Origin of the sequence: Streptomyces bottropensis ATCC 25435, from assembly GCF_000383595.1 — a bacterium.
Taxonomy (GTDB): Bacteria; Actinomycetota; Actinomycetes; order Streptomycetales; family Streptomycetaceae; genus Streptomyces; species Streptomyces bottropensis.
In genome coordinates, this window is record NZ_KB911581.1 from 4726107 (window position 1) to 4748260 (window position 22154).

The 22154-nt window shown below is 71.4% G+C and carries 22 protein-coding genes; 10 read left to right on the forward strand and 12 right to left on the reverse strand.

The features are described from left to right. Positions 1–64: 64 nt before the first annotated feature. On the forward strand, positions 65–499 hold the full coding sequence (locus tag STRBO_RS0120800) for a MarR family winged helix-turn-helix transcriptional regulator (protein WP_005474211.1): 435 nt from the start codon (positions 65–67) through the stop codon (positions 497–499). Positions 500–681: 182 nt separating this feature from the next. Here the strand turns inward: STRBO_RS0120800 and STRBO_RS0120805 are convergent, their stop codons facing one another. Both STRBO_RS0120805 and STRBO_RS0120810 read right to left on the reverse strand, forming a co-directional pair. Then, positions 682–1086: an STAS domain-containing protein gene (locus STRBO_RS0120805; protein WP_005474209.1), complete on the reverse strand. Its 405-nt coding sequence runs from the start codon at positions 1084–1086 to the stop codon at positions 682–684. Between the two features lie 116 nt (positions 1087–1202). After that, on the reverse strand, positions 1203–2030 hold the full coding sequence (locus tag STRBO_RS0120810) for an RNA polymerase sigma factor SigF (RefSeq protein WP_005474207.1): 828 nt from the start codon (positions 2028–2030) through the stop codon (positions 1203–1205). Positions 2031–2415: 385 nt separating this feature from the next. Between STRBO_RS0120810 and STRBO_RS0120815 the strand changes: the two genes are divergently transcribed. The 3 genes from STRBO_RS0120815 to STRBO_RS0120825 are packed head-to-tail and all read left to right on the forward strand — an operon-like array spanning position 2416 to position 4122. Continuing rightward, entirely contained in the window at positions 2416–3255 is an 840-nt protein-coding gene (locus STRBO_RS0120815) for a SigB/SigF/SigG family RNA polymerase sigma factor (RefSeq protein ID WP_005474205.1), read from the forward strand. Between the two features lie 57 nt (positions 3256–3312). Next, positions 3313–3615 carry a DUF5133 domain-containing protein gene (locus STRBO_RS0120820; RefSeq protein ID WP_005474203.1) on the forward strand — a complete coding sequence of 101 codons (303 nt, stop codon included), beginning with the start codon at positions 3313–3315 and terminating at the stop codon, positions 3613–3615. A 42-nt stretch (positions 3616–3657) separates the two neighbouring features. Beyond that, positions 3658–4122 (forward strand): ATP-binding protein, encoded by a 465-nt coding sequence (locus tag STRBO_RS0120825; RefSeq protein WP_020665579.1) that lies wholly within the window; start codon positions 3658–3660, stop codon positions 4120–4122. 64 nt (positions 4123–4186) lie between these two features. Here the strand turns inward: STRBO_RS0120825 and STRBO_RS0120830 are convergent, their stop codons facing one another. The 3 genes from STRBO_RS0120830 to STRBO_RS0120840 all read right to left on the reverse strand — a co-directional run bounded on the left by STRBO_RS0120830 (position 4187) and on the right by STRBO_RS0120840 (position 7824). Next, entirely contained in the window at positions 4187–4621 is a 435-nt protein-coding gene (locus STRBO_RS0120830; protein WP_005474199.1) for an ATP-binding protein, read from the reverse strand. Positions 4622–4785: 164 nt separating this feature from the next. Then, the gene (locus STRBO_RS0120835; protein WP_005474197.1) at positions 4786–6513 is read right to left on the reverse strand and encodes a SpoIIE family protein phosphatase; all 1728 of its coding nucleotides are present in this window, start codon (positions 6511–6513) and stop codon (positions 4786–4788) included. 222 nt (positions 6514–6735) lie between these two features. Then, positions 6736–7824, reverse strand: a complete 1089-nt coding sequence (locus STRBO_RS0120840) for a glutamate--cysteine ligase 2 (RefSeq protein WP_005474195.1) — start codon at positions 7822–7824, stop codon at positions 6736–6738. Between the two features lie 185 nt (positions 7825–8009). On the opposite strand from STRBO_RS0120840, the gene STRBO_RS0120845 reads away from it, so the two are divergent. Further along, a complete protein-coding gene (locus STRBO_RS0120845; protein ID WP_005474193.1) occupies positions 8010–8243 on the forward strand; it encodes a hypothetical protein in 234 nt (77 codons plus the stop codon). 326 nt (positions 8244–8569) lie between these two features. Beyond that, the gene (gene rox / locus STRBO_RS0120850; protein WP_020114714.1) at positions 8570–9997 is read left to right on the forward strand and encodes a rifampin monooxygenase; all 1428 of its coding nucleotides are present in this window, start codon (positions 8570–8572) and stop codon (positions 9995–9997) included. Between the two features lie 200 nt (positions 9998–10197). Here rox and STRBO_RS0120855 read toward each other — a convergent pair whose 3' ends face one another. The 6 genes from STRBO_RS0120855 to STRBO_RS0120880 all read right to left on the reverse strand — a co-directional run bounded on the left by STRBO_RS0120855 (position 10198) and on the right by STRBO_RS0120880 (position 16907). Continuing rightward, on the reverse strand, positions 10198–10953 hold the full coding sequence (locus STRBO_RS0120855; protein ID WP_005474189.1) for a class I SAM-dependent methyltransferase: 756 nt from the start codon (positions 10951–10953) through the stop codon (positions 10198–10200). A gap of 45 nt (positions 10954–10998) precedes the next feature. Then, positions 10999–12219 (reverse strand): aminotransferase class V-fold PLP-dependent enzyme, encoded by a 1221-nt coding sequence (locus tag STRBO_RS0120860; RefSeq protein WP_005474187.1) that lies wholly within the window; start codon positions 12217–12219, stop codon positions 10999–11001. Between the two features lies 1 nt (position 12220). Further along, complete coding sequence (locus tag STRBO_RS0120865) at positions 12221–13540, reverse strand: pyridoxal-phosphate dependent enzyme (protein WP_005474176.1); 1320 nt, start codon at positions 13538–13540, stop codon at positions 12221–12223. After that, a complete protein-coding gene (locus STRBO_RS0120870) occupies positions 13537–15006 on the reverse strand; it encodes a type III PLP-dependent enzyme domain-containing protein (protein WP_005474175.1) in 1470 nt (489 codons plus the stop codon). Before STRBO_RS0120870 ends, STRBO_RS0120865 begins: the two co-directional genes overlap by 4 nt. Positions 15007–15266: 260 nt before the next feature. Further along, complete coding sequence (locus STRBO_RS0120875) at positions 15267–15827, reverse strand: GNAT family N-acetyltransferase (protein ID WP_005474174.1); 561 nt, start codon at positions 15825–15827, stop codon at positions 15267–15269. 144 nt (positions 15828–15971) lie between these two features. Further along, positions 15972–16907 (reverse strand): squalene/phytoene synthase family protein, encoded by a 936-nt coding sequence (locus tag STRBO_RS0120880; RefSeq protein ID WP_005474173.1) that lies wholly within the window; start codon positions 16905–16907, stop codon positions 15972–15974. Between the two features lie 167 nt (positions 16908–17074). Here STRBO_RS0120880 and STRBO_RS0120885 point away from each other — a divergent pair, with 167 nt between their 5' ends. The 3 genes from STRBO_RS0120885 (at position 17075) to STRBO_RS0120895 (ending at position 19895) form a co-directional block, all read left to right on the forward strand. Then, positions 17075–18061, forward strand: coding sequence for an AraC family transcriptional regulator (locus tag STRBO_RS0120885; protein ID WP_005474172.1), 987 nt, complete (start codon positions 17075–17077; stop codon positions 18059–18061). A gap of 22 nt (positions 18062–18083) precedes the next feature. After that, a complete protein-coding gene (locus STRBO_RS0120890; protein ID WP_005474171.1) occupies positions 18084–18626 on the forward strand; it encodes an SRPBCC family protein in 543 nt (180 codons plus the stop codon). A gap of 225 nt (positions 18627–18851) precedes the next feature. Then, positions 18852–19895, forward strand: coding sequence for a 2-oxoglutarate and iron-dependent oxygenase domain-containing protein (locus tag STRBO_RS0120895; protein WP_005474170.1), 1044 nt, complete (start codon positions 18852–18854; stop codon positions 19893–19895). Positions 19896–19932: 37 nt separating this feature from the next. On the opposite strand, the gene STRBO_RS0120900 is transcribed toward STRBO_RS0120895, so the two are convergent. Continuing rightward, entirely contained in the window at positions 19933–20802 is an 870-nt protein-coding gene (locus STRBO_RS0120900; RefSeq protein ID WP_028796768.1) for a helix-turn-helix transcriptional regulator, read from the reverse strand. A 456-nt stretch (positions 20803–21258) separates the two neighbouring features. Here STRBO_RS0120900 and STRBO_RS0120905 point away from each other — a divergent pair, with 456 nt between their 5' ends. Continuing rightward, positions 21259–22125: a LuxR C-terminal-related transcriptional regulator gene (locus STRBO_RS0120905; protein WP_005474167.1), complete on the forward strand. Its 867-nt coding sequence runs from the start codon at positions 21259–21261 to the stop codon at positions 22123–22125. The last annotated feature ends 29 nt before the right edge of the window (positions 22126–22154 follow it).

Here is a 22154-nt window from a genome sequence, read left to right on the forward strand (position 1 = left end):
GGATGCCTGGAAGAGTGGGCCCGTGACTTCCTCCTCCAACCCGCGGCCGGACGAGGTGGCTCGTGTGACCTCCGAGGCGGCCGAGCTGCTGGAGGTCCTGTGGGGGCGCGCCTCGACGGCTCCGGTGTCCGCCTCCCAGCTCCGCGTGCTCTTCATCCTGGAGCACAACGACGGCATCAACCTGCGGATGCTCGCCGACGCCCTCGGCTCCACCCCTCCCTCCACCAGCAGACTCTGTGACCGGCTGGAAGCGGTGGGCTTCGTCGAGCGCCATGCCAGTACGGCGAGCAGGCGCGAGCTGTGTCTGCGGCTGAGCCGGCGCGGACAGGCGTTCCTGGTGGACCTGCGCGCCCGTCGCGAACGGGCTCTGCGGTCCGTGCTGGAGCAGATGCCCGCCGTGAAGCGGACAGCGTTGCTGGAGGGGCTGGAGGCGTTCTGCGCCGCCGCGGCGGCGGAGATCCACGAGGGCGACGCCGACGCCGCCGTCCGGAGCGCCTGACCACCGAAGACCTGGTCCGACAGCCTCATCCCAACCCTTCCCACACTCTTGGCCCGGCCTCACTTTCTTGCCTTCCGGCCATAGTTGTCAAACGACAACTGTTGGCCATGGATGCGCCCTGACGCATCGACGGAAAAGGCCGATCGGCGGGGCCCGTCGGTGCGTCGACGCCTCGTCAACGGCTATTCCTTTGTCGGTTGTTCGTCCGGCAGCGTGGCGACCTGTCCGGAGTCCACGGCGGCCAGCGCCTCGTCCACGCTGTCCACCGTGGCGACGGTGAGACTGACCCCGGTCAGGTCGAGTATGCGCCGCACGGCCGGTGTCGGGGCGATGACATAGACACCACCCGGGATCCGCCGCACCTCCTGGTACGTCCGCAGGATGATGTTCATGCCCGACGAGTCCATGAAGGGGACGGCCGACACGTCGAGCAGGAAATGCCGCCGGCCGTGGCGCAGCTGGTTCGCCAGATGATGTTGCAGCTCGGTCGCCGTGTCGATGTCCAGCTCCCCCTCGATCGTGAGCAGCACGGCGTCGTCCCGAGGAAGGTCGACCTTGATCGACAGCGGGTTCTGGGCAACGGACACAGGAGCCTCCAAGGCACTAGCCGATCGGGACGGGTGCCCCGATTCACGGATTCGACGCATCGCCCGGCGATGCGCCCGTGCGCATACCCGCGAATCGTCCGGACACACCGCCCCGATCAGGCGACACCGGGTTCCAGGAGCCCCGTGCGCAGCCGCTTGATGATCCGGCTGATCAGCCGGGACACATGCATCTGCGACACCCCCAGCTGTTCGGCGATCTGCGACTGGGTCTGCTCCTCCACGAACCGCAGGTGCAGGATGCGCCGCTCACGGTCGTCGAGCTGGGCGATCAGCGGAGCCAGCGAGTGGAAGTCCTCGACGAGTTGCAGCGAGTGGTCCTCCTCGCCGATGAGGTCGCCCAGTACGGCGTCGCCGTCCTCGCCGCCGTCGGAGGTGAGGGCCGCGTCGAGCGAGGAGGTGTTGTAGCCGTTGGACGCCTTGCGCGCCTCGATGACCTCCTCCTCCGACAGCGACATCAGCTCGGACAGCTCACGCGTCGTCGGCATCCGGCCCAGCCGGGACTGCAGTTCGTCCGTCGCGCGGGCCAGCTCCACCCGCGCCTCCTGCAGCCGCCGCGGTACGTGCACCGCCCAGCTCGTGTCCCGGAAGAACCGCTTGATCTCGCCGACGATGTACGGCACGGCGAACGTGGTGAACTCCACCTCCCGGGACAGCTCGAACCGGTCGATGGCCTTGATCAGGCCGATCGTCCCCACCTGGACGATGTCCTCCAGGGAGTCCTCGCGTCCGCGGAAGCGCGAGGCCGCGTACCGCACGAGGGACAGGTTCATCTCGATGAGCGTGTTGCGCACGTACTGATACGCGTGCGTGCCCTCCTCCAGCACGGCCAGCCGGTCGAAGAACTGCCGCGACATCGCCCGCGCGTCCTTGGGCCTGACCTGTGACGGGTCCTCGATCAGCGGGAGGTCCACTTCCTCCGACATGACCCTCCCCCGTGCCGTGGCCGTAGTAAGTGCCGTCACGGCTGCCATGCTGTCCACCCCTCTCGCCCAGAGCCTCGTTGCCAACCCACGCTTGCCCCCAAAGCCGCGACTCAGTCCCCCTCGGACCCGAAAGGGACCGTGTCGCTCCCCACTCTGGCCAAAAGTCGCCGTCGGCCCCGAAGGCGGGCGGATCCGGAGTCGAGCCGCTCCGTCACCATGAATACGCGAACCGTTGTTTGTCCACGGAATCGCGGGGCAATCGGAGTTCCACGCCTCCGGATCGGAGGTCGGTCGGCGGGAGCGGTCGTTCGCGCACGGGCCTGGTCGCCCATTCACCGTTCCCCGCCGCGAAGTCCCTGAAAGCGTCGTTCAGGAGCGATTTCCCATGCTGGTCAATGTGTCCGCAAACGGTTCAGGCACCCCCGTACGTCCCGGCACGCCCGACAGGAGGACGCACGACGACGCCCCCGACACCGCCACCGCCTTCGCCCGTCTCGCCGCCATGGACCCGGGGCCCGAACGCGACCACGTCCGGGACGAACTCGTCCGCGCCTGGCTGCCCATGGCCCACCGCATCGCGAGCCGCTTCCGCAACCGCGGCGAGTCCCTGGAGGACCTGCGCCAGGTGGCCGCCATGGGCCTGGTCAAGGCGGTGGACCGCTACGAGCCCGAGCGGGGGGCGTTCGAGAGCTACGCCGTGCCCACCATCACCGGCGAGATCAAGAGGCACTTCCGCGACCGGATGTGGACGCTGCGCGTCCCCCGGCGGGTCCAGGACCTCCGCAACAAGGTACGTGTGGCGCGCCGCGAACTCAGCCAGACCTCCGGCGGAGCCACCGAGCCCTCGGTCGCCGACATCGCCGCCCTGGCGGGACTCACGGAGGAGGAGGTCCACGCGGGGATGGAGGCGCTCGACAGCTTCAGCGCCCTGTCGCTGGACGCCGAGATGTCCTCCGGCGACGACGGCTACAACCTCGCCGACACCCTCGGCGCACCGGACGCCGCGTACGACGTGGTGGTGGACCGCGAGGCGGTCAAGCAGGGGCTGCGCCGACTGCCCGAGCGCGAGCGCGCCATCCTCTACATGCGCTTCTTCGAGGACATGACGCAGAACCGCATCGCCGACCGCCTGGGCATCTCCCAGATGCACGTCTCCCGCCTCATCAGCCGCAGCTGCGCCCGCGTCCGCGAGGAGGCCCTCGGCCGCACCACGCCTTCTTCCTGACCTTCTCCGCCCCACCGTGTCCCCCTGCCGTCATCGGATCACCCAGGAGCGAAACAGATGCTGATGCCCCACCCCGCGACCCTGCGCAGGCTCGTCGAGGAGTACGAGTCACTGGCGGCCCACGAGGGTGAGCAGAGCGATCCCCAGACCACGCGGCGCGCGCAGGACCTGGCCTACACGCTCTGCGTGTCCACGGGCACCCGCGACATACGCCAGGCCCTCGAAGTGGCACGCAGGCAGCTCGCCGCAGCCCAGGCCACCGCGACGGCGGAGCTGTGCGGGAAGCGGGTGATCCTCTCCCCGGAGGCAGACAGCCATGGTTCGCGCGCGAGCGGGTACGCGGCGCTGCATGAGCAGTGACCGGCCGGGCCCTTGCGAGTCGTCGACCCCGCACGTCCCGTGATGTCGGGGGAAGGCGACCGCCTCACCGACCACGACACCGGCCCCGCGGAGGAACCGCCCGGCCGGCCGGTAGGGCCGCCGGGCGCGATCACCACCGCCGGGGCGGCCCGCCGCCATGTGCGGGCGTTCGTGGGGGAGCGGTGGCGTTCCCCGGCCGGTCCGCCGATCGAGGCGGCCATGATCGATCTCCTGCTCGTCGTGTCGGAACTGGTCACGAACGCGGTCCGGCACGGCGGCGGGATCGCCGGTTTCGACGTCGGCCTCACCCCTGAGGGCGTGTGGCTGAGCGTGCGGGACAACAGCGCCGCCCTGCCCGTGGACCTCCATGGACAGGGCGCGCTGGCGCGTGTCCACGCGGGCAACGGCTACGGATGGCCGCTGATCAACCGGCTGTCGCGCGAGGTCCGCGTCGAGCGCCTCGCGGCCGGCGGCAAGACGATCAGTGTGCTGGTGCCGCTGACCTGACGCGGCACCTCGCCCATATCCCTGTCCTCTCTCCGGCCTTTTCGCGTGTCTTTCTCGCGCCGCCTCACCAGGGCAGGAAGACGTGCACGTCCTTGCCGTGGTCGTGCACCACCACGCTCACCTCGTCGCACAATGTGTGGATCAGGTACCAGCCGATACCGCCGGCGCCCTTGCTGGGACTGAAGGGGCGCGGCGCCGGCGACGTCGTGCTGGTGTCCGCGAGCGTCACATGGACCCCGTCGATGGTGCGGCGCATCGTCAGCTCGAAGCGCCCCGGAGCGTACTGCACCGCGTTGGCGGCCAGCTCCGTGACCACCAGCAGGATGTCGTCCCAGTGCTCGACCGCCGCCGGCGGCGAGGTGCGGGAGAGAACGCCCAGGAACCCTTCGGCGGCCGTACGGGCGCCCGTCACGTCGCCCAACTCTCCGTCGAAGGCGGCGTGTCCGTCGTAGATCTCCTCGGCAGGCAGTTTGTCGTCCCTACGTGGCTCTGTTGCCAACTTGTCTTCCCCCGCTCGGCTTCTTGAGGCGGACGCGATGTCGTGTCCCCCTCCGACGCTCGTGTTTCCCGTGAGCGGAGTGGCTACGCGTGCGAAAGCGTAGGGATGTGTGGGGCCTTGGGGAAGAGAGTGGCTCTCCGGTGCCCCTGGTGAGCGTCGGCGCACTAGCGGTCACCGGTCTCACCGTCCCCTGCCGGTGTCCGCAGGACCAGCAGGGCCACGTCGTCGTCGTTGTCGACGGGTCGGGCGCGCTCCAGCAGCAGGTCGCAGAAGACGTGCAGGGGCCGGTGCGCGAGGGCCGCGGCGTGCTGGCGCAGCCGGGCCAGGCCCCGGTCGAGCGTCTGCCCCGGCGACTCGATCAGGCCGTCCGTGTACAGCACGAGCGTGGACAGCGGCGGCAGCCGCGTGAGGGTGTCGGAGCGCCCCCGGACCAGGCCCGTGCCGAGCAGGTGGTCGTGCTCCTCGTCCAGGAACCGGGACCGGCCGTCGTGCGTGATCAGCAGCGGCGGCGGATGCCCGGCGTTGGTCCACCGCAGGGTCCAGCCCTCGTCGCCGCGCTCCACGCGGCCGAATATCAGGGTCGCCATGGACGCCTCGGCCACGTTCACCACGGCCTGGTCCAGCCGTTCCACGATGGCGCTCGGCGGCTCGTGCAGGGCCCAGGCGTAGGCCCGGAGCATGTTGCGGACCTGCGCCATGCCCGCCGCGGCGTCGATGTTGTGCCCGACGACGTCGCCGATAGCCACCGCCGTGGCACCGTCGGACAACGAGAACACGTCGTACCAGTCGCCGCCGACCTGGGAGGACTCCGACGCCGACTCGTAGCGGGCGGCCATCTTCAGGCCCGGCACCTCCGGCATCTGGGGCAGTAGATGGCGCTGCATGGTCTCCACGATGTGCCGCTGGCGCTGGTACAGGCGCGCGTTCTCCAGTGCCAGCCCGGCCCGGCGTGCGATGTCCTCCAGCAGGGACAGCTCGGCTTCGGTGAAGGCCCCCGGCCGGTCGCTGAGGCCCAGGGTGAGAGCGCCGAGCACCGCGCGCGGCCCGCGGATGGGCGCGATCGCCGCCGAGCGCAGCCCCGTGACCTGGAACAGCTTCTGCTGTGCGACCGTGATCCCGGAATCGGGCGGCCCCTGGTAGGTCTCCGGCCCGGCGAGGGCCGACGCCGCCCCGCGCAGGGCCCGGGACAGCGGCATGAACGACTCCTCGTGCACCGGCGGCAGCGGGCCCTCCAGCTCCTCACGCCGCACCACGGCACCGTTGAGGTGGGTCGCCACCGTGTCCCGCCAGACGTCGTCGCTCTCGGTGATCAGGTCCACGACGGCCCAGTCCGCCAGCCGCGGTACGACCAGCCGGACCAGTCGCGCGATGGCCTCGTCGGAGTCCAGCGTCGAGGTCAGCCGGGTCGTCGTCTCGGCGAGCAGCGCCAGCCGGTCCAGCTGGGACAGCGTCGTCGACTCGACGGACCGGAGCGACTCGTCACCCGCAGCGCACTCGTAGAAGAGCACGGCGGAGCCGGCCGCCCCGTCGTTAACCCGGCACGGGGTCACCAGCCAGGTCACCGGCAGCAGTGTGCCGTCGCCGCGCTCGAACCACTCGCGGTCCCCGCCGCCCGTACGGCCGCTGAGGAAGACCCGCATCATCGTGCACGACGACCGGGCCATCGTCTGTCCGAGGTGGTCGCGGTGCAGCAGGTCGTGGGCGTCACGGCCGAGGAGTTCGTCGGCCGTGCGGCCGAGAAGTTCCTCCGCGCGGGCGTTCACCGAGACGATGGAGCCGTTGTCGTGGACCAGATACATGCCCGCGTCCGAGAGATCGGGCAGCCCGTCCGGGGACCGCACGGCCGGGCCGGGCGGCTGCCGGCCGACGTGATCCGGACTCCACGCGCTCATGTTCGGGCTCCTCCTGCTTCGGTCGCGGACGGGACTGTAGTACGCCTCGGCGGCCGTGTCCGTCCTACGTGCCTCACGCAGTACCCCGCTCCCCGGCCCCCTACGCGCAAAAGGCCCGAGACGGCAGGTCAGTGCCTGTCCCGCACAGCGCACACACCGCGCACCGCCGCAGCAGCCGTCGGCGACAGTAGGCGTCGGCCCCGTCGCCCACGGCCCGCCGCCTCAGGCCTGGGTGTGCCGTACGCACGCCGAGACGACCTCGCGCAGGCTCCCCGTGCGCTCCATCACCTCACGCTGCACCCGGGCCCCGTTGCCGCGCGCCATCAGTTCCGCGACGGACGCGCGGGCCGACTCGGCGTCACCGTGGTCGACGAGGGCCTCCTCGACATGGTCGAGGAGCGCGTGGATCACCTCGGCGGCGGGCCGGGGCCGCATCGTCGCGGGGTCCAGGAGGGTCTCCGACATACCGGAACGGGCGGCCCGCCAGGCGGCCAGCCGCAGCAGCCCGGCACTGTGCGGGAGAGGTTCCTGACCGGCCCGCCACTCGCGGGCCGCGGTCTCCACGAGCCCCCGGGCGAGGGTCGCGATCAGGACCGCGGTGTCGGGGTGCAGACAGACGTCCGCGACCCGGATCTCGACGGTCGGATAGCGCTGGGACAGCCGTGCGTCGAAGTAGATCATGCCCCGGTCGCGTACGACCTCCGTGGAGATCAGATCCTCGACGCAGCGGTGGTACCGCTCCGCCGAACCGAAGAGGTCGGCGGGCCCGGCCATCGGCCACATGTCCCACACCTGGGTGCGGTAGCTGGCGTACCGGCTGTCGCGGCCCTGCCAGAACGGGGAGTTCGCGCTCAGGGCCGTCAGGACCGACAGCCACGGCCGCATACGGTCCAGGACGGCGACGCCCTCCTCGTCGGACTCGACCGACACATGGACATGGCAGCCGCACACGAGCTGCACCTGGGTGGGCAGGCCGAACTCCCGCGCCATCCACAGATACCGGCTGTTCATGGTGATCGTCGGGCTCACCGGCAACGGCGACGAGGCCAGCGCCACGACCGCGCTGCCGAGCCCCTCCGCATGGCGCGCCGCGTCCTTGCGGCAGCGGATGATCTCGGCCCCCAGATCGGCCATCGACGACTGCGGATGGGTGGCGAACTCCACCTGCTCGTCGTGCAGCTCCTTCTCGAACACGTCCTGGCCGGTGCCCTCCTGCGCGGCCCGCGCGAGCACCGCCGCGGCCTGTGCCCGCGGCTCGCCGGTCTCGGGGTCGACCAGCAGGAGTTCCTCTTCCACTCCGACGGTACGCACGTCATCTGGCCCTTTCGCGCTAGGTGGTGACAGCCGTGTGCCCTCGGACGACGCCGGAACACCTCACCGGCCGACGCCCTGGCCGGATCCGTGTACGCGGTGTCGCTGCGGGTACCCGGGCGGAGCTTTGGGGGTCGTGCCGGGCAGGCACGGCGCCCTGTCCGCCGCGACAGGAGGAGGAGAACGTGACCAGCACCACCGAGACCGGCCGAGTGACCGGTACCGCCGACAAGGACTACAACCTGATCTGGTACGTCGAGGCCTGTCTGAACAACGCGCTGCGCCTGGAGACGTACATCGAGGACGCGGAGCGGCAGAAGGACACCGAGGTGGCCGAGCTGTTCCGCAAGGCACAGGCCGACAGCCGCAAGGGCGCCGACCTCGGCAAGCAGCTCCTGCACCGACGCCTGAGCGACTGACGACCCGACCCGGGCCGCCCGCGGTTCGGGAGACCATCGGACAGTCCGTTCCCGGCATGCGCCATTGTGGGCACGGCCGGGGCCGTCACGCGAACCGGCCGGAGCGGTGGCCGCCGGGAACGTACGTCCGCCACCGCGGGCCGCGGCTTCACCGGGCAGAGAGATCGGAAGCGGAAGGGCGCGGAGAGTCCGGAAACGACAAAGGCAAGGAGTCCACCACTCCTTGCCACTCTCAACTTATAGCGCACCGGGGGGCTTGCGGCAAGACCCCGCCCGTGCCGCAGAATCGCCGACCGAAACGCGAATCCGCGCACATGGGGGTAGTGATGATCGACGTGATCGTCGTCGGCGGCGGACCGACCGGGCTGATGCTGGCGAGCGAACTGCGGCTGGCCAAAGTGGGCACGGTGGTGCTGGAGAAGCTGACCGGACCGACCGGCGAGTCCCGCGGGCAGGGACTGCACGCGCGCAGTGTCGAGATCATGGACCAGCGCGGACTGCTGGACCGCTTCCTGGCGGTCAGCGAGACCTTCCGGGTGGGCGGCCTCTTCGGCGGGATCATGAAACCCTGGCCCGACACCCTGGACACGGCCCACGCGTACGGCGTGGCCACCCCGCAGCCGGTCACCGAGCGTCTGCTCCACGAGCGCGCCGTCGAACTCGGCGCCGACATCCGGCGGGGCAGCGAACTGGTCGGACTGAGCCAGGACCCGGACGGCGTGAGCGCCGAGCTGGCCGACGGCACACGGCTGCGCGCCCGCTATCTCGTCGGCTGCGACGGCGGCCGCAGCGCGGTGCGCAAGCTCCTCGGTGTCGCCTTCCCCGGCGAGTCCGCCACGGTGGAGACGCTGCTGGGCGACATGGCCGCGACCGAGGATCCGGCGACGATCACCGCTGTCGTCGAGGAGGTCCGCAAGGCCGAGCTGCGGTTCGGTCTCGCCCCTCTCGAAGACGGGCACTACCGCGTTCTCGTGCCGGCCGAGGGGGTGGCGGAGGACCGGACGGCCCCGCCGACCCTCGACGAGTTCAAAAAGCAACTGTGGGCGTTCGCGGGCACCGACTTCGGGGTGCACTCACCGCGCTGGCTCTCCCGGTTCGGCGACGCCACCCGGCAGGCCGAGCGTTACCGCGTCGGCCGGGTGCTGCTGGCCGGCGACGCGGCGCACATCCATCCGCCGACCGGCGGACAGGGGCTCAACCTCGGAGTGCAGGACGCGTTCAACCTCGGTTGGAAACTTGCCGCCGCGGTCCACGGCTGGGCGCCGGAGGACCTGCTGGACAGCTACCACGCCGAGCGGCATCCGGTGGCCGCCCGCGTGCTGGTCAACACCCGCGCGCAGATCACCCTGCTGGGATCCGACCCGGGCCCGACCGCGCTGCGGCAGCTGCTGTCGGAGCTGATGGACTTCGAGGAGGTGAACCGGTACATCACCGGGATGATCACCGCGGTCGACGTCCGCTACGACTTCGGCGAGGGCCATGACCTCCTCGGCCGGCGCATGCGGGACGTGCGGCTGAAGCGGGGCCGCCTGTACGAGCTGACGCGCGAGGGCCGCGGCCTGCTGCTCGACCCGACCGGCACCCTCTCGGTCGAGGGCTGGGCGGACCGGGTCGACCACGTCGTCGACACCGCCGAGGACCTGGACGTCCCCGCGGTGCTGCTGCGCCCCGACGGCCATGTGGCATGGGCCGGTGAGGACGGCCGGGAACTCCTCGACCGGCTCCCGCGGTGGTTCGGCGCCGCCACCGGCTGAGCCCGGTCGCGCGGGAGGCGAGGCCGTACGGGTGCCGAAGGGGCGGGCCGCACGACCGCCCGCCCCGGACCGTCGTCGGGACGGACCGTCCCGCACCGCGCAGGATGCCGCGATGACCTCACCTCCCGCCGTACGCCCGTACCGCCCGGGACGCCGACGCCCTCCACCAGATCTGTCTCCTGACTCCGGTCCCGCGCGGCTCACCGCACGGCGGCTAGAACGTGGCTGGGACCCACCTGCCAGACCGCTCCGACGTGCTCGAAGCCCGCCTCGCGCAACAACGTGACATGGCCGGACAGGGTCAGATCGTTGCCCTCGCAGCGGGGACGCCCGCCGTCGTCGCCGCGCGCGAGGAAGGGGGCCAGCTCCGGATCGCCGGCCGCGCCGGACCACCAGGAGTCCCAGTCCTCGGCGAGGGAGGCGGTGCTCCGGGCGGCCCGGCGGCGGCCGAGGTCGACCGCGAGTTCGGACACCTTCGTCGAGTCAGGGCTGATGTGGTCGCCGTTGACCAGGATGCCGCCGGGGCGCAGCAGCCCGGCCAGCTCCCCGTACACCCGCCGCAGCGTGTCCGTGCCCAGGTAGTGCAGGGCGGTGGTCGACACCACCGCGTCCGCGGGGCGTGCCAGGCCGAGCGCGTCGAGCCAGCCGGGGGCGCCGATCAGGGTTCTGACGTACCGCAGGGCGTTGCCGTAGTGGGCGCTGCCGAGTTCCAGCAGGAGCGGGTCCGCGTCCACGGCGAGCACCTCGGCCCCGGGCAGCCGGCCGGCGAGCCGCGCCGCCAGGCATCCGGGGCCGCTGCCGAGGTCCAGGACGAGGGGCGCGGGGCACTCGCGCGTCACATGCTCGACCAGGTCCGCGATGACCTCGAAGCGCTCCTCGCGGTCGACCGCGTACCGCTGCTGCTGACGTTCCCAGCGCTCCACCCATCGCGCCGCCGTCGCCGTGCTCACATCCATACCGGTCGCACTGCCTCCGTCCCGTACCCTATCTGCTCATGGAAATCATTGCAGATTAGCGAGGGTGGAGAGCAACGCGTCGATCTCCTGCGGGGTGTTGTGCACGTGCAGACTGACCCGTACCGAGCCCTCCTCCTCCTCCGCCCGGCCTGCCTGGCAGTGGCCGTCCGTGCGCACCATGAACCCTTTGCTGAAGAGGATGAAGCCGAGATCCCGTGAGCCGATCTCGCGATGCCGGAAGGTGACCAGACTCCGGCGCCGCTGCACCTCGGTGCCGGCGGTGAGGCTGGACCGGCAGCCGAGCACCTCATAGGCGTCCATCCGCGCCAGTCCGTCCGTGAGCCGGGAGGTCAGGGCCACCGTCCAGCGTTCGATCCGGTCGGTGCCGGCGGCGTCCAGCCAGTCGAGCGCCGCCGTCAGGGAGACCACGCCGACCGTGTTGGGCGTACCGCTCCAGCCGCCGGGCCGGAACACCGGTCCGCGGAGGTTCCGGGACCAGACGGCACCGGTACCGGGCAGCGCCATCGCCTTGTGACCGGAGAACACCACGATGTCGACGTCCAGGGCGGCCGTGGAGAGCGGCAGATGGCCGATGCTCTGCGCCGCGTCCAGACAGATCGGCACCTCCGGCCCGACGACCTGCCGGATGCGGTGCACGTTCATGTCGACGCCGTAGACGTGATGGACGTGGGTCGCGGCCACGAAGCGGGTGCGGGGACCCACGACCCGGGCGAGCGCCTGCGGATCGTAGTCACCCGAACTCTCCTGGTACGGCAGCCGGCGCACCCGGACGCGCACCCCGCGCAGGGCCAGCAGCTCCTGGGCCTCCAGCCACGGCGACAGGTTCGCCCGGTGGTCGGCGAAGGGCACGACGATCTCGTCGCCGTCGCCGAGAAGGGCGGGCAGCCAGTCCCGGGCGACGCTCCGCAGCCCCTCGGTGGTCCCGCTGGTGAAGTGGACCGAGGACCGCCCGGGGGCCGGGTCGTCCAGGAACGCCTTGATCCGGTCCCGGGCGTTCTCCACCAGCGCCGTGGTGGCGTTGGCCCAGGGGTACGAGCCCCGCCCGGCGTTGGCGTTCGACGTCGTCAGATACGTCTGTACGGCGTCCAGGACGGCCCGCGGCTTCTGGCTGGTGGCAGCGCTGTCCAGGTAGACGAGGTCCGGATGCCCGACGACGATCGGGAACTGGGCGCGCAACGACCGCTGCCAGGAGGCCGGTTCACCTGCTTCCCCCGGCTCCGCCGGGTGTGCGACGCGGTCGGCCACGTCAGTCACGCACCAGTGGGGCGCCGGCGTCCCGCCAGGCGATGATGCCGCCGGCCAGGCTGCGCACGTCGGGGTGGCCCATGCGGGTGAGCAGGGCCGCGTACCGGGCCGACTTCTCGCCGACCGGGCACGCGAGCAGCACGGGCTGCCGTCTGCCGAAGGGCAGCCCGCCCCGCAGGAGTTCGTCGAACAGCTCGTCGACGATGTTGACCGAGCCGTCGATGTGGAGTGCCGCGTACGCGAAGGGGCCGCGCAGGTCGATCACGAGAGGTCGTTGCGCGGCGATCCACTTCTGGGCGTCCTCGACGTCGACGACGGCCGCCGAGCGGACCTCGTCGTCGGTCACCGTGGTGACCGAGTTCTTCACGGGCGGGCGGCCCAGCAGGTCAGGGCGGCGCCGGCGGACGTAGTCGAGGTAGCTCTCCACCCGGTCGCAGACGATGAAGACGGCCGTCCGCCGCTGCGTCAAATCGGCGTCCAGCGCCCTCAGATGACGGACACCGCCGTAGTACGCCGCTCCTCCGGTGGGGCCGGCGAGCAGGCCGCAGCGGCGGAGCAGGGTGAGCATCCCCTCGATGGCCTCGTCGGCGCCCACCGCCTCCAGGGTGTCGTAGGTGTCCGGGTCGAAGATGCCGACCTCCCGCACCTCGTCGACGGTGCGGATGCCCGGGATGAAGTCCGTCTTCTCCCCGACCAGTCCGACGACACGCACCGCCGGGTCGTGCGCGCGCAGCGCCCGGGCCACGCCGGTGGAGGAGCCGGCCGTGCCCACGCAGGCGATGAACCAGTCGGGGGCCCGGCCGTCCAGGTCGGCGATGATCTCCGGGCCCGTCCCGGTGGCGTGCGCTTCGGTGTTGAGGGCGTTGAAGTACTGGTCCGTGTGCAGATGGGTGCCGCCCGGGCGGTTCAGCCGCTGGTGGAAGAGGGTCAGCGGATCGTCGGTGTCGGTCGGGTCGAGACATTCGGTCCGGCCGGGCAGCTCCTCGATCTCGGCGCCGAGCAGCAGGAGCAGGTCCTTGATCTCGGGGACGCGCATCCGGTTGGTGACACTCTTGAACGGCAGTCCGTGCAGGCCGGCGATGAGCGCCAGGGCCTTGGCGGTGTTCCCGCTGGACAACTCCACGATCGTCTCGCCGCGCTCCTTGGCGCCGGCGATCTCCGGGCGGGTCATGCTCCACGCGGCCCGGTCCTTCAGCGAGCCGAACGGGTTGAGCATCTCCAGCTTGGCGTACAGGTCGATGTTGCGCAGGCCGTGCACGGCCGGGTCGATACGGACCAGTGGCGTGTCGCCGATGGCGTCGGTGATGTTGTCGTACCTCATCCTTGCTGATCCCCCGTACGGTCGAACGGCCAGTACTCCTCGTCCAGGCACCACCGCGCTCGGCCGTTCTCCTCGTGGACGGCCACCTTGCGTGCCATGGGCTGCTGTTGGGCGTGCGTGGCGGTGAAGTCCATGCAGTAGGCGGCCGTGTTGACGAAGGCGAGGAGGTCGCCGGCGCGCGGCAGCCGGGGCAGGAACACGGTGCGGCGGGTGAGGAGATCCGACTCCAGGCAGAGGTTGCCCACGAGATGGACCGCCACCGGGTCCGCCGGGCCGGGCGGGCCCGGGGCGCGGGGCAGGACCACGGGGTCCAGCAGTACGCCGTGGTCCTCCAGGCCGACATCACCGGCGTTCATCGCCAGGCGCACCAGGGGCCCTCCCGCGTCCGTGGGCCGCACCTCCAGGACCTTGCCGAGCGTGAGCCCGCACTGGTCGGCCAGGGCGCGGCCGGGCTCGACGTAGAGGTCGTACATGCTTTCCAGCAGCAGGGTGCCGAGAGGCCGGCCGAGGCTCGGCGCCGGGTGGGAGAGCAGGTCGTCGAGGTACGCGGCGCCGGCCGTGGGCCGATGGGCCGGGTAGAGGCTCAGGGCGCCCTTGAGGGTGCCGTTCTCGACCCGGAGGCCGTAGCCGTGGCCGCCCCAGGTCAGGGGTGGTCGGCCGCCCAGGACGGCCGAGGTCAGTTCGGTGGTCCAGCGCTCCCACTGGGCCGCGTGCGCCAGATAGGAGACGCCGAAGCCGCCGCCGACGTCGATCGCGTGTGGCTGGAAGCCGCGGATCCGCAGCTCCTCCATGGCCTGGAGGCATCCTTCGAGTGCGGCCGCCTTCTCTTCGAGGCTCGTGGTGTCGAGGTGGTAGCCGACGCCGATCGGCTCCAGCTCGTCCCGGTGCCGTTCGAGGACGTCCAGCAGGTGATGCAGGGACTTCACCGGCGTACCGAAGCGGCTTCTGCGCGACAGCCTTCTGGCTCCGGCCGTCTCGAAGCCGCTGAGGCGCAACAGGACGCGGACGCGCGGCAGTCCATGGGCGCGCACGAGGCCCGCCGCCCGCTCCAGCTCGGCGGGACCGTCGGCGTTGAGGCACGCCCCGCTGTACGCGGCGAGCCAGAGGAACTCCGGGTCCTTGGGGCCGGTCGCCATGATCCGGGAGCCCGCGAAGCCGGAGCCGAGAGCGTGCCGCAGCTCGCCGAGCGACGCGGCGTCCAGGGCCGCGTCCGTCGTGGTGAGCCGGCGCACCAGGGAGGCCGCACGGTTCGCCTTGTGGGCGAAGTAGATCCGCCCGGTCAGCCGGTGACGGTCGAGAACCGCACGGAAGCGCCGTACGTTCTCGGCGATCTGGTCCGGCAGGAGGACGTTCAGCGGGGAGCCCAGGGCGTCCACCAGATCGTGCAGCAGCGGTGCCGAGTCCAGGAGGGCCGCTGTGCGCGGCTCCAGCCGGGGTTCCAGGTACAACGGGTCGTCGTCGCGCATCCCAGATGTTCCTCCCCACCGAGGAAGACGTACCGGTGTCGGCAAACGGCCATAACGACCGTAACCCTCCCCTCGCCGGGCCTTCCGGAACCGGGCACGGTGGGGGAGGGGCTGTTTCCCGACGTCCGACGGCTGGAACGGGACGGTCGGAGCGCTGGAACGGGACGGTCGAGCGGATGAGCGGGGTGCCGGGTGCCGGGAGAACGAACGGTGGCCCGGGTGGGGCCGTTGGGTTCGGAAGGCCGACGAGGGGCGGACGGTCAGCCGGCGCGCAGGGCGAGGCTCATCAGGATCGCGTCCCGGTCGTCACCGGGGGCGATCCGCAGCGCGCCGGGCCAGCGGCCGACCTCCACCCAGCCGACCTTGCGGTAGAACTCCTCCAGGCCGACGCCGCCCCGGGTGGACAGGGAGAGCCGCTCCAGGCCCATCTCGTCCCGGGCGATGCCGTGGACGCGGTGCATCAGCGCGACGCCGATGCCCCGGCCGCGGAAGCGCGGATGGGTCTGGACGTGGTTGACGGTGCCGCAGTGCGCGCCCAGCGGATGCGGCTCCCGGCGGACGATCAGCCAGCCGGCGAGCGAGTCCCCGACGACGGCGACGAGCAGTCTGCCGCGCGCGGGATGCAGCCCGTGGACGAGCGAGTCGACCACCGGGGCGACGTCGTGGGCGCTCAACGGAAGAGGAGGGAACTCGGTCGCGAGGACCGCGCCACCGGCGTTCGCCACGACCTCCCAGCAGTCGGCGATCTCCCCTCTGAGTTCCGGGGTGACCTCCTCCGGGCTGGTCAACTGCAGGACCGTGGAGACTTGATGCACCGTCATGTCCCTCAGCCTGGCACAGGCGCCGCCGGCCGCCGGGCTTCTGCCTGCTCCAGGGGGTGGGTCGTACTCCTCCAGCTCCTCCAGGCGGACGGCTTCGGCGCCGCCGTCGCATGCCGCCGCGACACCACCGCCCGAGCGTGGGTCCTACGGGGCTCCGTGCGCACCCCGGGCCCCGCCCACGCCCCGGGCCGTGCGTCGCGCTCCCAGCAGCGTCCGTGCCGTGGCCGGCACGGACGGGGACGCCGAACCGCGCAGCAGCCTCGCCCCCCGCGCGAACGCCGCGTCCGCGGTGAGCAGTTCGATGTCGACGACCGTCCGCAGGAGCACTCCACCGGGGCCCTGCGTGAGCACCGGCAGAGCCCTCGCCGCCCGCAGGCGGACACGGGACGCCTCGATCTGATCCTCCACCAACTCCCGTACGCCCGACGACTCGCGGCCCTCCGCGAGATCCTCCGCCGTGACCGAGAAGCGCTTCAGCGTCTCGGCCGGGATGCCCAGGCGTCCTTCCGGGAGGTCCTCGGCCAGGTCGTTGACGAAGTCCAGCCGCTGGCTGCCCTCCATGAGCGTCCGGCAGGCCGCGCGGAACCGTCCGTCGTCGCCCTCGGGGCCCAGCAGCGACGCGACCAGCATGAACGCGGGCAGCGAGTAGGCGTCCACATAGGCCTGGTAGTCGGCCTCGGTGGCGAAACCGGTGAACTCCAGGTCGGCGGTCGCGGTGTCCAGATACCGCTCCACCGCCACGCGCAGTCCCGGACGGGCCGCCGCACTGTTCAGCAGCGCGCGGATCAACGGATCGGTGCTCACTCCCGTCTCCAGCGCGCCGCGCACCTCCCGCTCCCACGACGCCCACGCCGAGACCCGCGACTGCTTCGGGCCGGTGTCCAAGAGGTCGTCGCTGTGGTGCATCATCGCCGTCGCCGCCACGACGTGCGGCAACAGCGCCCGCGGCAACAGCAACCGGGCGGCGAGGTAGGAGGTGCGCCGGGCCCGCGCCACCAGGTCCCGCTGTCGGTCGTAGTCCCGCCGCGATTCCGGATCGCGCACGCCTGCTGCGTCCAGGCTCCGCTTCCACGTGCTCATACGCCGATCGTAGGCGGCACGCCGAGGCGCCTGCGATGCCCGCGGACCTGCCCCTTCGGCTCTTGCGCGAGCCGGTGCGCGGGGGCGGACGCGCCGCGACCGAGGTGATCCGCGCGTGTAAGGATGTCGGCGCGAAGGCCCGGCGGGGACATCGGAGATGGGACGCAATGATCGGGACCGTGTTCCGCAGTGCGGACGTGCCGGCGGAGGACAGATTCGACTTCTGGCGGGAACTGCTCGGCACGACACGGGCGAGCGAGGCGATCAGCCCTCATTCGGCGGACTTCTGGGGGGAGTTGCGCCTGATGGAGCTGGGCCCGGTGACCGTGTGGCCGGCGTCGTTCCTGCCCTCGCGCTACCGGCGTGACCAGCGGATGGTGCGCCGGTCCGACCCTGAGCTGTACCACCTGACACTGCTGCTGGACGGGGGCCTGGCCCTCGACCACGCCGACCGGTGCGACACGTTCGGCCCGCGCGATCTGCACCTGGCCGACAGTTCGCGGCCGTACGACATCCGGTCGGCGGACGGCGGGGGGACCGGGGTCATCAAGGGGGTGGGCGTCGACTTCCCCAAGGCACGGTTCCCGCTGCCGCCGCACCAGGTCCGGGAGTTGCTCGGCCGAGGGCTGTCCGGCCGGGAGGGCATGGGCGCCCTGCTGGCGGACTTCCTCATCGGCCTGGAGCGGCAGGCCGACTCCCTCCAGCCGTCCGACGCGCCACGGCTGGGCACGGTCGTCCTCGATCTGCTGTCGGCCTGGTTCGCCCACGCGCTGGAGGCCGAGGCGGCCCTGTCCCCGGAGACGCGTCTGCACGCGCTGATGCGTCGCATCCAGGCGTTCATCCGGCAGAACCTGCACGACCCGGAACTGACGCCTCCGGTGATCGCCGCCGCACACCACATCTCTCTCAGCTACCTCCACCGCGTCTTCCAGCAGCAGACGGGCGGCGAGACCGTGGCCGCCTGGATCCGCGCCCGGCGTCTGGAGGGCGCGGGCCGCGACCTGGCGGACCCGTCCCTGCGCGCCACACCGATCCATGTCATCGCCGCCCGCTGGGGCATGCCCCGTGCCTCCGACTTCACCCGCGCCTTCCGCACCGCCCATGGAATCGCACCCAGCGAGTTCCGGCTGCGGGCGTTGTCCGAACGTCGATGAGCGCGGACGCTAGGTTGGGTCCATGTACGTGACGCGGGTCTCCAGACATGTGAACGCCGCACGTGCGGACGTGTACCGGGCGCTGGTGGACGCGGACGCGATCGCGCGATGGCGGGTCCCGGACGGCATGAGCGCCGAGGTGCACGAGTTCGACGCCCGTGAGGGAGGCAGGTTCCGTGTCTCCCTCACCTACGACACGCCGGCCGGGACCGGCAAGTCGGCCTCCCACACCGACACCTACCACGGCCACTTCGCGCGACTCGTGTCCGACGAGGAGGTGGTCGAGGTCCTCCGGTTCGAGTCGGACGACCCCGCGCTGCGCGGCGCGATGACGATGACCACCCGGCTCACCGACGCGGACGGCGGCACCGAGGTCCTCGTCGTGCACGAAGGCATCCCCGACGCCGTGCCGACCGCCGACAACGAGACGGGCACCCGCATGGCACTGGAGAACCTGGCCCGGCTGGTCGAGGGTTCCTGGTCGCCCGCCGGGCCGGTTCGCCGCCTGCGCGGCGAAGGGTCGTCACCGGCCGGACCCGGGCGGGACATCGCTCCGGAGCGCTGAGCGGGACGTTCGCGGCCGGTGCGCGACAGTGGCGGTGAGCGGAGGGTCGTGTCGCTGTGCCGGCTGTTCTGCGCCCGCGATCGCCACGACGAGGTCGGCCGGACCGGACCGCCGTGCCGCCCCAGCTCGGACACACCGCCGGCCCTGCCCCCGCGTGCGATCGCGAGCGGCGCTCCCCTCAGACGGGGGTAGTGGATCGAAAGACTCCGGTTCAGGGTGAGGGGCATGACAGAACTGCAGACCTTCGTACTGCCCCCGGTGGTTGACGGCAGTGACGTGGACAAGGCACTGGGCCAGGCGCTGATCGCCGCCTGGCAGGCGGACGGCATCTTCCAGATCCAGGCGACCCCGGAACAGGAAGCCGCCACCGAGCGGGCCCTCGAAGCCTCCCGGGGCTTCTTCGGCCGCCCGTTCGAGGAGAAGGCCGGGCACGTGTCCGACCTCACCTACAGCGGCTACGTCGCCTCGGGCGAGGAGGAGACGGCCGGGGAGAAGGACGGCTCGGAGATCTACACCGTCTGCCCCGACATCCCCGAGGACGACGCCCGGGTCGTCGACAAGTGGCCGTGTCACGGCCCCGCCCCCTGGCCTTCGGAGCAGTACGCCGATGCCATGAAGGGCTACATGGGCGCCGTGGGCGACATCGGCGAGAGACTGCTCCGCCTGGTCGCCCTGGGCCTCGGTCTGGACGACATGGACCACTTCACGAAGCTCACCGAGGACGGCTGGCACCACATGCGGGTCCTGCGCTTCCCGCGGGCGGACGCCACCTCCGAGCGGGGCATCGGCTCGCACACCGACTACGGTCTGCTGGTCATCGCGGTCCAGGACGACGTGGGCGGCCTCTACATCCGCCCGCCGGTACCGGGCGAGACCCGCGGCCGCAACTGGCTGGCCGACGAGTCCATGGCCGGGCGGTACGAGAACGAGGAGCCCTGGACCTTCGTCACCCCGGTCTCCGCGGTCTTCACCGTCTTCCCCGGTGACATCATGCAGTTCATCACCGGCGGCACCCTGCTCTCCACCCCGCACAAGGTGCGCCTGGCCGACCGCGAGCGGTACACCATCGCGTACTTCCACGAGCCGTCCTTCCAGGCGGTCGCGCGGCCCCTGGACGGGGGCGGCCAGGACGAGTTCATCCACTACGGGACGCACTTCACCAACATGTTCATGCGCTGCTACCCCGACCGCGCCGCCACCGCGCGCATCGAGAACGAGGAGCGGCTCGCCGTCCTCGAACGCCTCCGCAAGGAGGCCCTCAACTCCTGACCGGCTTCCACGGGTGTCCGTGCCGGTTTCCCCGCCGTCAGGGCAGCAGGCCCAGACGGCGGGCCGTCATGACCGTCTCCATCCGGGTGTGGCAGCCGAGCCGGCGCATCGCGCTGCGCAGATAACTCTTCACCGTCTCGGCGCGAAGGCCGAGTTCGTCCGCCACGTCGGCATTGGTCCGCCCCAGCGCGACGCAGGACAGCACGTCGAGTTCGCGTGCCGAGAGAGCGCTCAGGGGGTGGGAGGCGGGGGCCCCGGTGCCGGCGCCGGCCAGTTTGTCGCACACACCGACGACCCGGTCGCGCGCCTCGTCGTCCGGGAGCCGCTGGGCGAGGATGCGCAGTTCGGCGTAGGCCTCACGGATCGTCTCCCACCGGGGGGACGTGGGACGCTCGGACCCCTCGGCACGCTCCGAGGAAGCACGCAGGCTGTCGAGGCGACGCGTCACCTCGTCCCGCACCGCCAGGCTCTGCTCCAGGTCGCGGGCGGCCCGCATGACCGAGTCGACGGTCCGGTCGCCGAGGGCCACGGACCGGCGGACCGCGCCGTACATGACCGCGCGCACCGTCCGGTTCACCACGACGGGCGCGGCCACGACGGCGTGGATGCCCTCCGCCGCGACCATGAGGTCGTAATGGTGGCTGATCTGCCTGCAGTTCGCGTAGTCGTTGACGGCGATGGGGCGGTGCAGGGCCACCACCTTGCCGCCGAGCCCCATGCCGAATCCGAGAGTCAGTCCGGACAGGGCGTTGGTGTCGTTCCCCGTGAACTCGGTGAGCTGCGCGTGCCGGCCCCTGACGACGACGCCGCCGAAGGCGAGGTCCACTCCGGCGGTGTCCCGTAACGCCTGGACACCGCGTTTGACTTGGCGGTCGTCGTCCGGAACGGGGGGTGATGTCCGTGTCATTGCGGCTACCTCGATCTGCCCGGGGGCAGAAGTGCGCCCCCTGCCCGGGTCGTGCGCGGGCCTCGTGCGGGAGTGGAGCGGTGTGGCGACTGATGTGAGCTTGTACCTGGGCGCTGTCCAAGAAAAGGGAGCGGACAACGGCCCCGCGTACACAGGGCCTTGAGCCACCATGGAGGAGAGCTACCCCGTGCAGCTACCCCCGTGTGAGGGGGGTGCGCCGGCGGCATACCGACGTGTACCGGATCGAAGCGGAGTCAGGAGCGACTCGGCCCGGCAGGGTCGCGGCGGTCCCGGGTGTGCGTGCACGTGTCACCACCGGTCTGCTCTGACGCTCCGTCAACTACGTTTTTGTTGACGGCTCTTGACGTACTTGAGACTTCTACAGAACTGTTCTTCCGACGACGGGGGAGTCGGCGCGTTCCCCACTGTCGGTCAGATTAAGGAGTCGACCCGGTCGTGCTACCGGCGGAAGACAGCGAAGAGGCGGCGGCCGCCCGCGCCGCGGTCCTGGCTCTGCGCAGGGAGAGCGGGATGTCCGTCGCCGGGGTGGCCTGGGTCGTCGGGCCGGGGCAGCTCCGGATCAGCGAGACGAGCGGAGTGAGATCACGGGACCGCCGGGGGCTGTCCGTGCCGGCGGGGGCCGGACTGATCGGCAAGGTGCTGACGACCGGCCGGCCGGCGGCGGTGAGCGACTACCGGTCGGCTCGGCGGATCAGCCATGAGTACGACTCCTTCGTCCGGGTCGAGGGGGTGCGGGCGATGGCGGCGGCACCCGTGATCGTGGGAACCACGGTCCGGGCGGTGCTCTTCGTGGGATCGCGCGACGCGGTACGTCTCGGTGACCGGGTGCTGACGGCGATGACGCGGGCGGCGCGCGATCTGGAGCAGTTCCTCGCGTGCCAGGAACAGGTCCACCGGCTGCTGTCGGAGGCCAGGGCCGGCCGCGTCGGCACCGCGCCCCGCGACGACGCCGCCTGGGAGCGCGTCCACGAGGCCCATGCCGACCTCCTGGAACTCACCGCGGCCCTCGACGACGGACACCTCAAGGAGCGTTTCCACGAGGTGTGCCGTCTGCTGGAGCGGGGCTGCTGCTCCGAGGGGCCCGGGGAATCGGTGCCGGAGCGGCCGGCGCGGCTGTCTCCCCGGGAACTCGACGTCCTCACCGCGGTCGCCGCGGGCTGCACCAACCTCGACATCTCCGCCCGGCTCGCCATCGGCCTGGAGACCGTGAAGGGCCATCTGCGTTCGGTCATGCGCAAACTGGGCACCACCACCCGCTTCGAAGCGGTCACCGCGGCGCGGCGCGCGGGACTGCTGCCGTGACCCGGGCGGGTCCGCCGCTCAGTTGGCCG

Coding starts and splice junctions, on each gene's coding strand:
- STRBO_RS0120810 (WP_005474207.1), bottom strand. CDS start 2,030: ATGTCGGAGGAAGTGGACCTCCCGCTGATCGAGGACCCGTCACAGGTC.
- STRBO_RS0120815 (WP_005474205.1), top strand. CDS start 2,416: ATGCTGGTCAATGTGTCCGCAAACGGTTCAGGCACCCCCGTACGTCCC.
- STRBO_RS0120820 (WP_005474203.1), top strand. CDS start 3,313: ATGCTGATGCCCCACCCCGCGACCCTGCGCAGGCTCGTCGAGGAGTAC.
- STRBO_RS0120825 (WP_020665579.1), top strand. CDS start 3,658: ATGTCGGGGGAAGGCGACCGCCTCACCGACCACGACACCGGCCCCGCG.
- STRBO_RS0120835 (WP_005474197.1), bottom strand. CDS start 6,513: ATGAGCGCGTGGAGTCCGGATCACGTCGGCCGGCAGCCGCCCGGCCCG.
- rox (WP_020114714.1), top strand. CDS start 8,570: ATGATCGACGTGATCGTCGTCGGCGGCGGACCGACCGGGCTGATGCTG.
- STRBO_RS0120855 (WP_005474189.1), bottom strand. CDS start 10,953: ATGGATGTGAGCACGGCGACGGCGGCGCGATGGGTGGAGCGCTGGGAA.
- STRBO_RS0120865 (WP_005474176.1), bottom strand. CDS start 13,540: ATGAGGTACGACAACATCACCGACGCCATCGGCGACACGCCACTGGTC.
- STRBO_RS0120870 (WP_005474175.1), bottom strand. CDS start 15,006: ATGCGCGACGACGACCCGTTGTACCTGGAACCCCGGCTGGAGCCGCGC.
- STRBO_RS0120875 (WP_005474174.1), bottom strand. CDS start 15,827: ATGACGGTGCATCAAGTCTCCACGGTCCTGCAGTTGACCAGCCCGGAG.
- STRBO_RS0120880 (WP_005474173.1), bottom strand. CDS start 16,907: ATGAGCACGTGGAAGCGGAGCCTGGACGCAGCAGGCGTGCGCGATCCG.
- STRBO_RS0120885 (WP_005474172.1), top strand. CDS start 17,075: ATGATCGGGACCGTGTTCCGCAGTGCGGACGTGCCGGCGGAGGACAGA.
- STRBO_RS0120890 (WP_005474171.1), top strand. CDS start 18,084: ATGTACGTGACGCGGGTCTCCAGACATGTGAACGCCGCACGTGCGGAC.
- STRBO_RS0120895 (WP_005474170.1), top strand. CDS start 18,852: ATGACAGAACTGCAGACCTTCGTACTGCCCCCGGTGGTTGACGGCAGT.
- STRBO_RS0120900 (WP_028796768.1), bottom strand. CDS start 20,802: ATGACACGGACATCACCCCCCGTTCCGGACGACGACCGCCAAGTCAAA.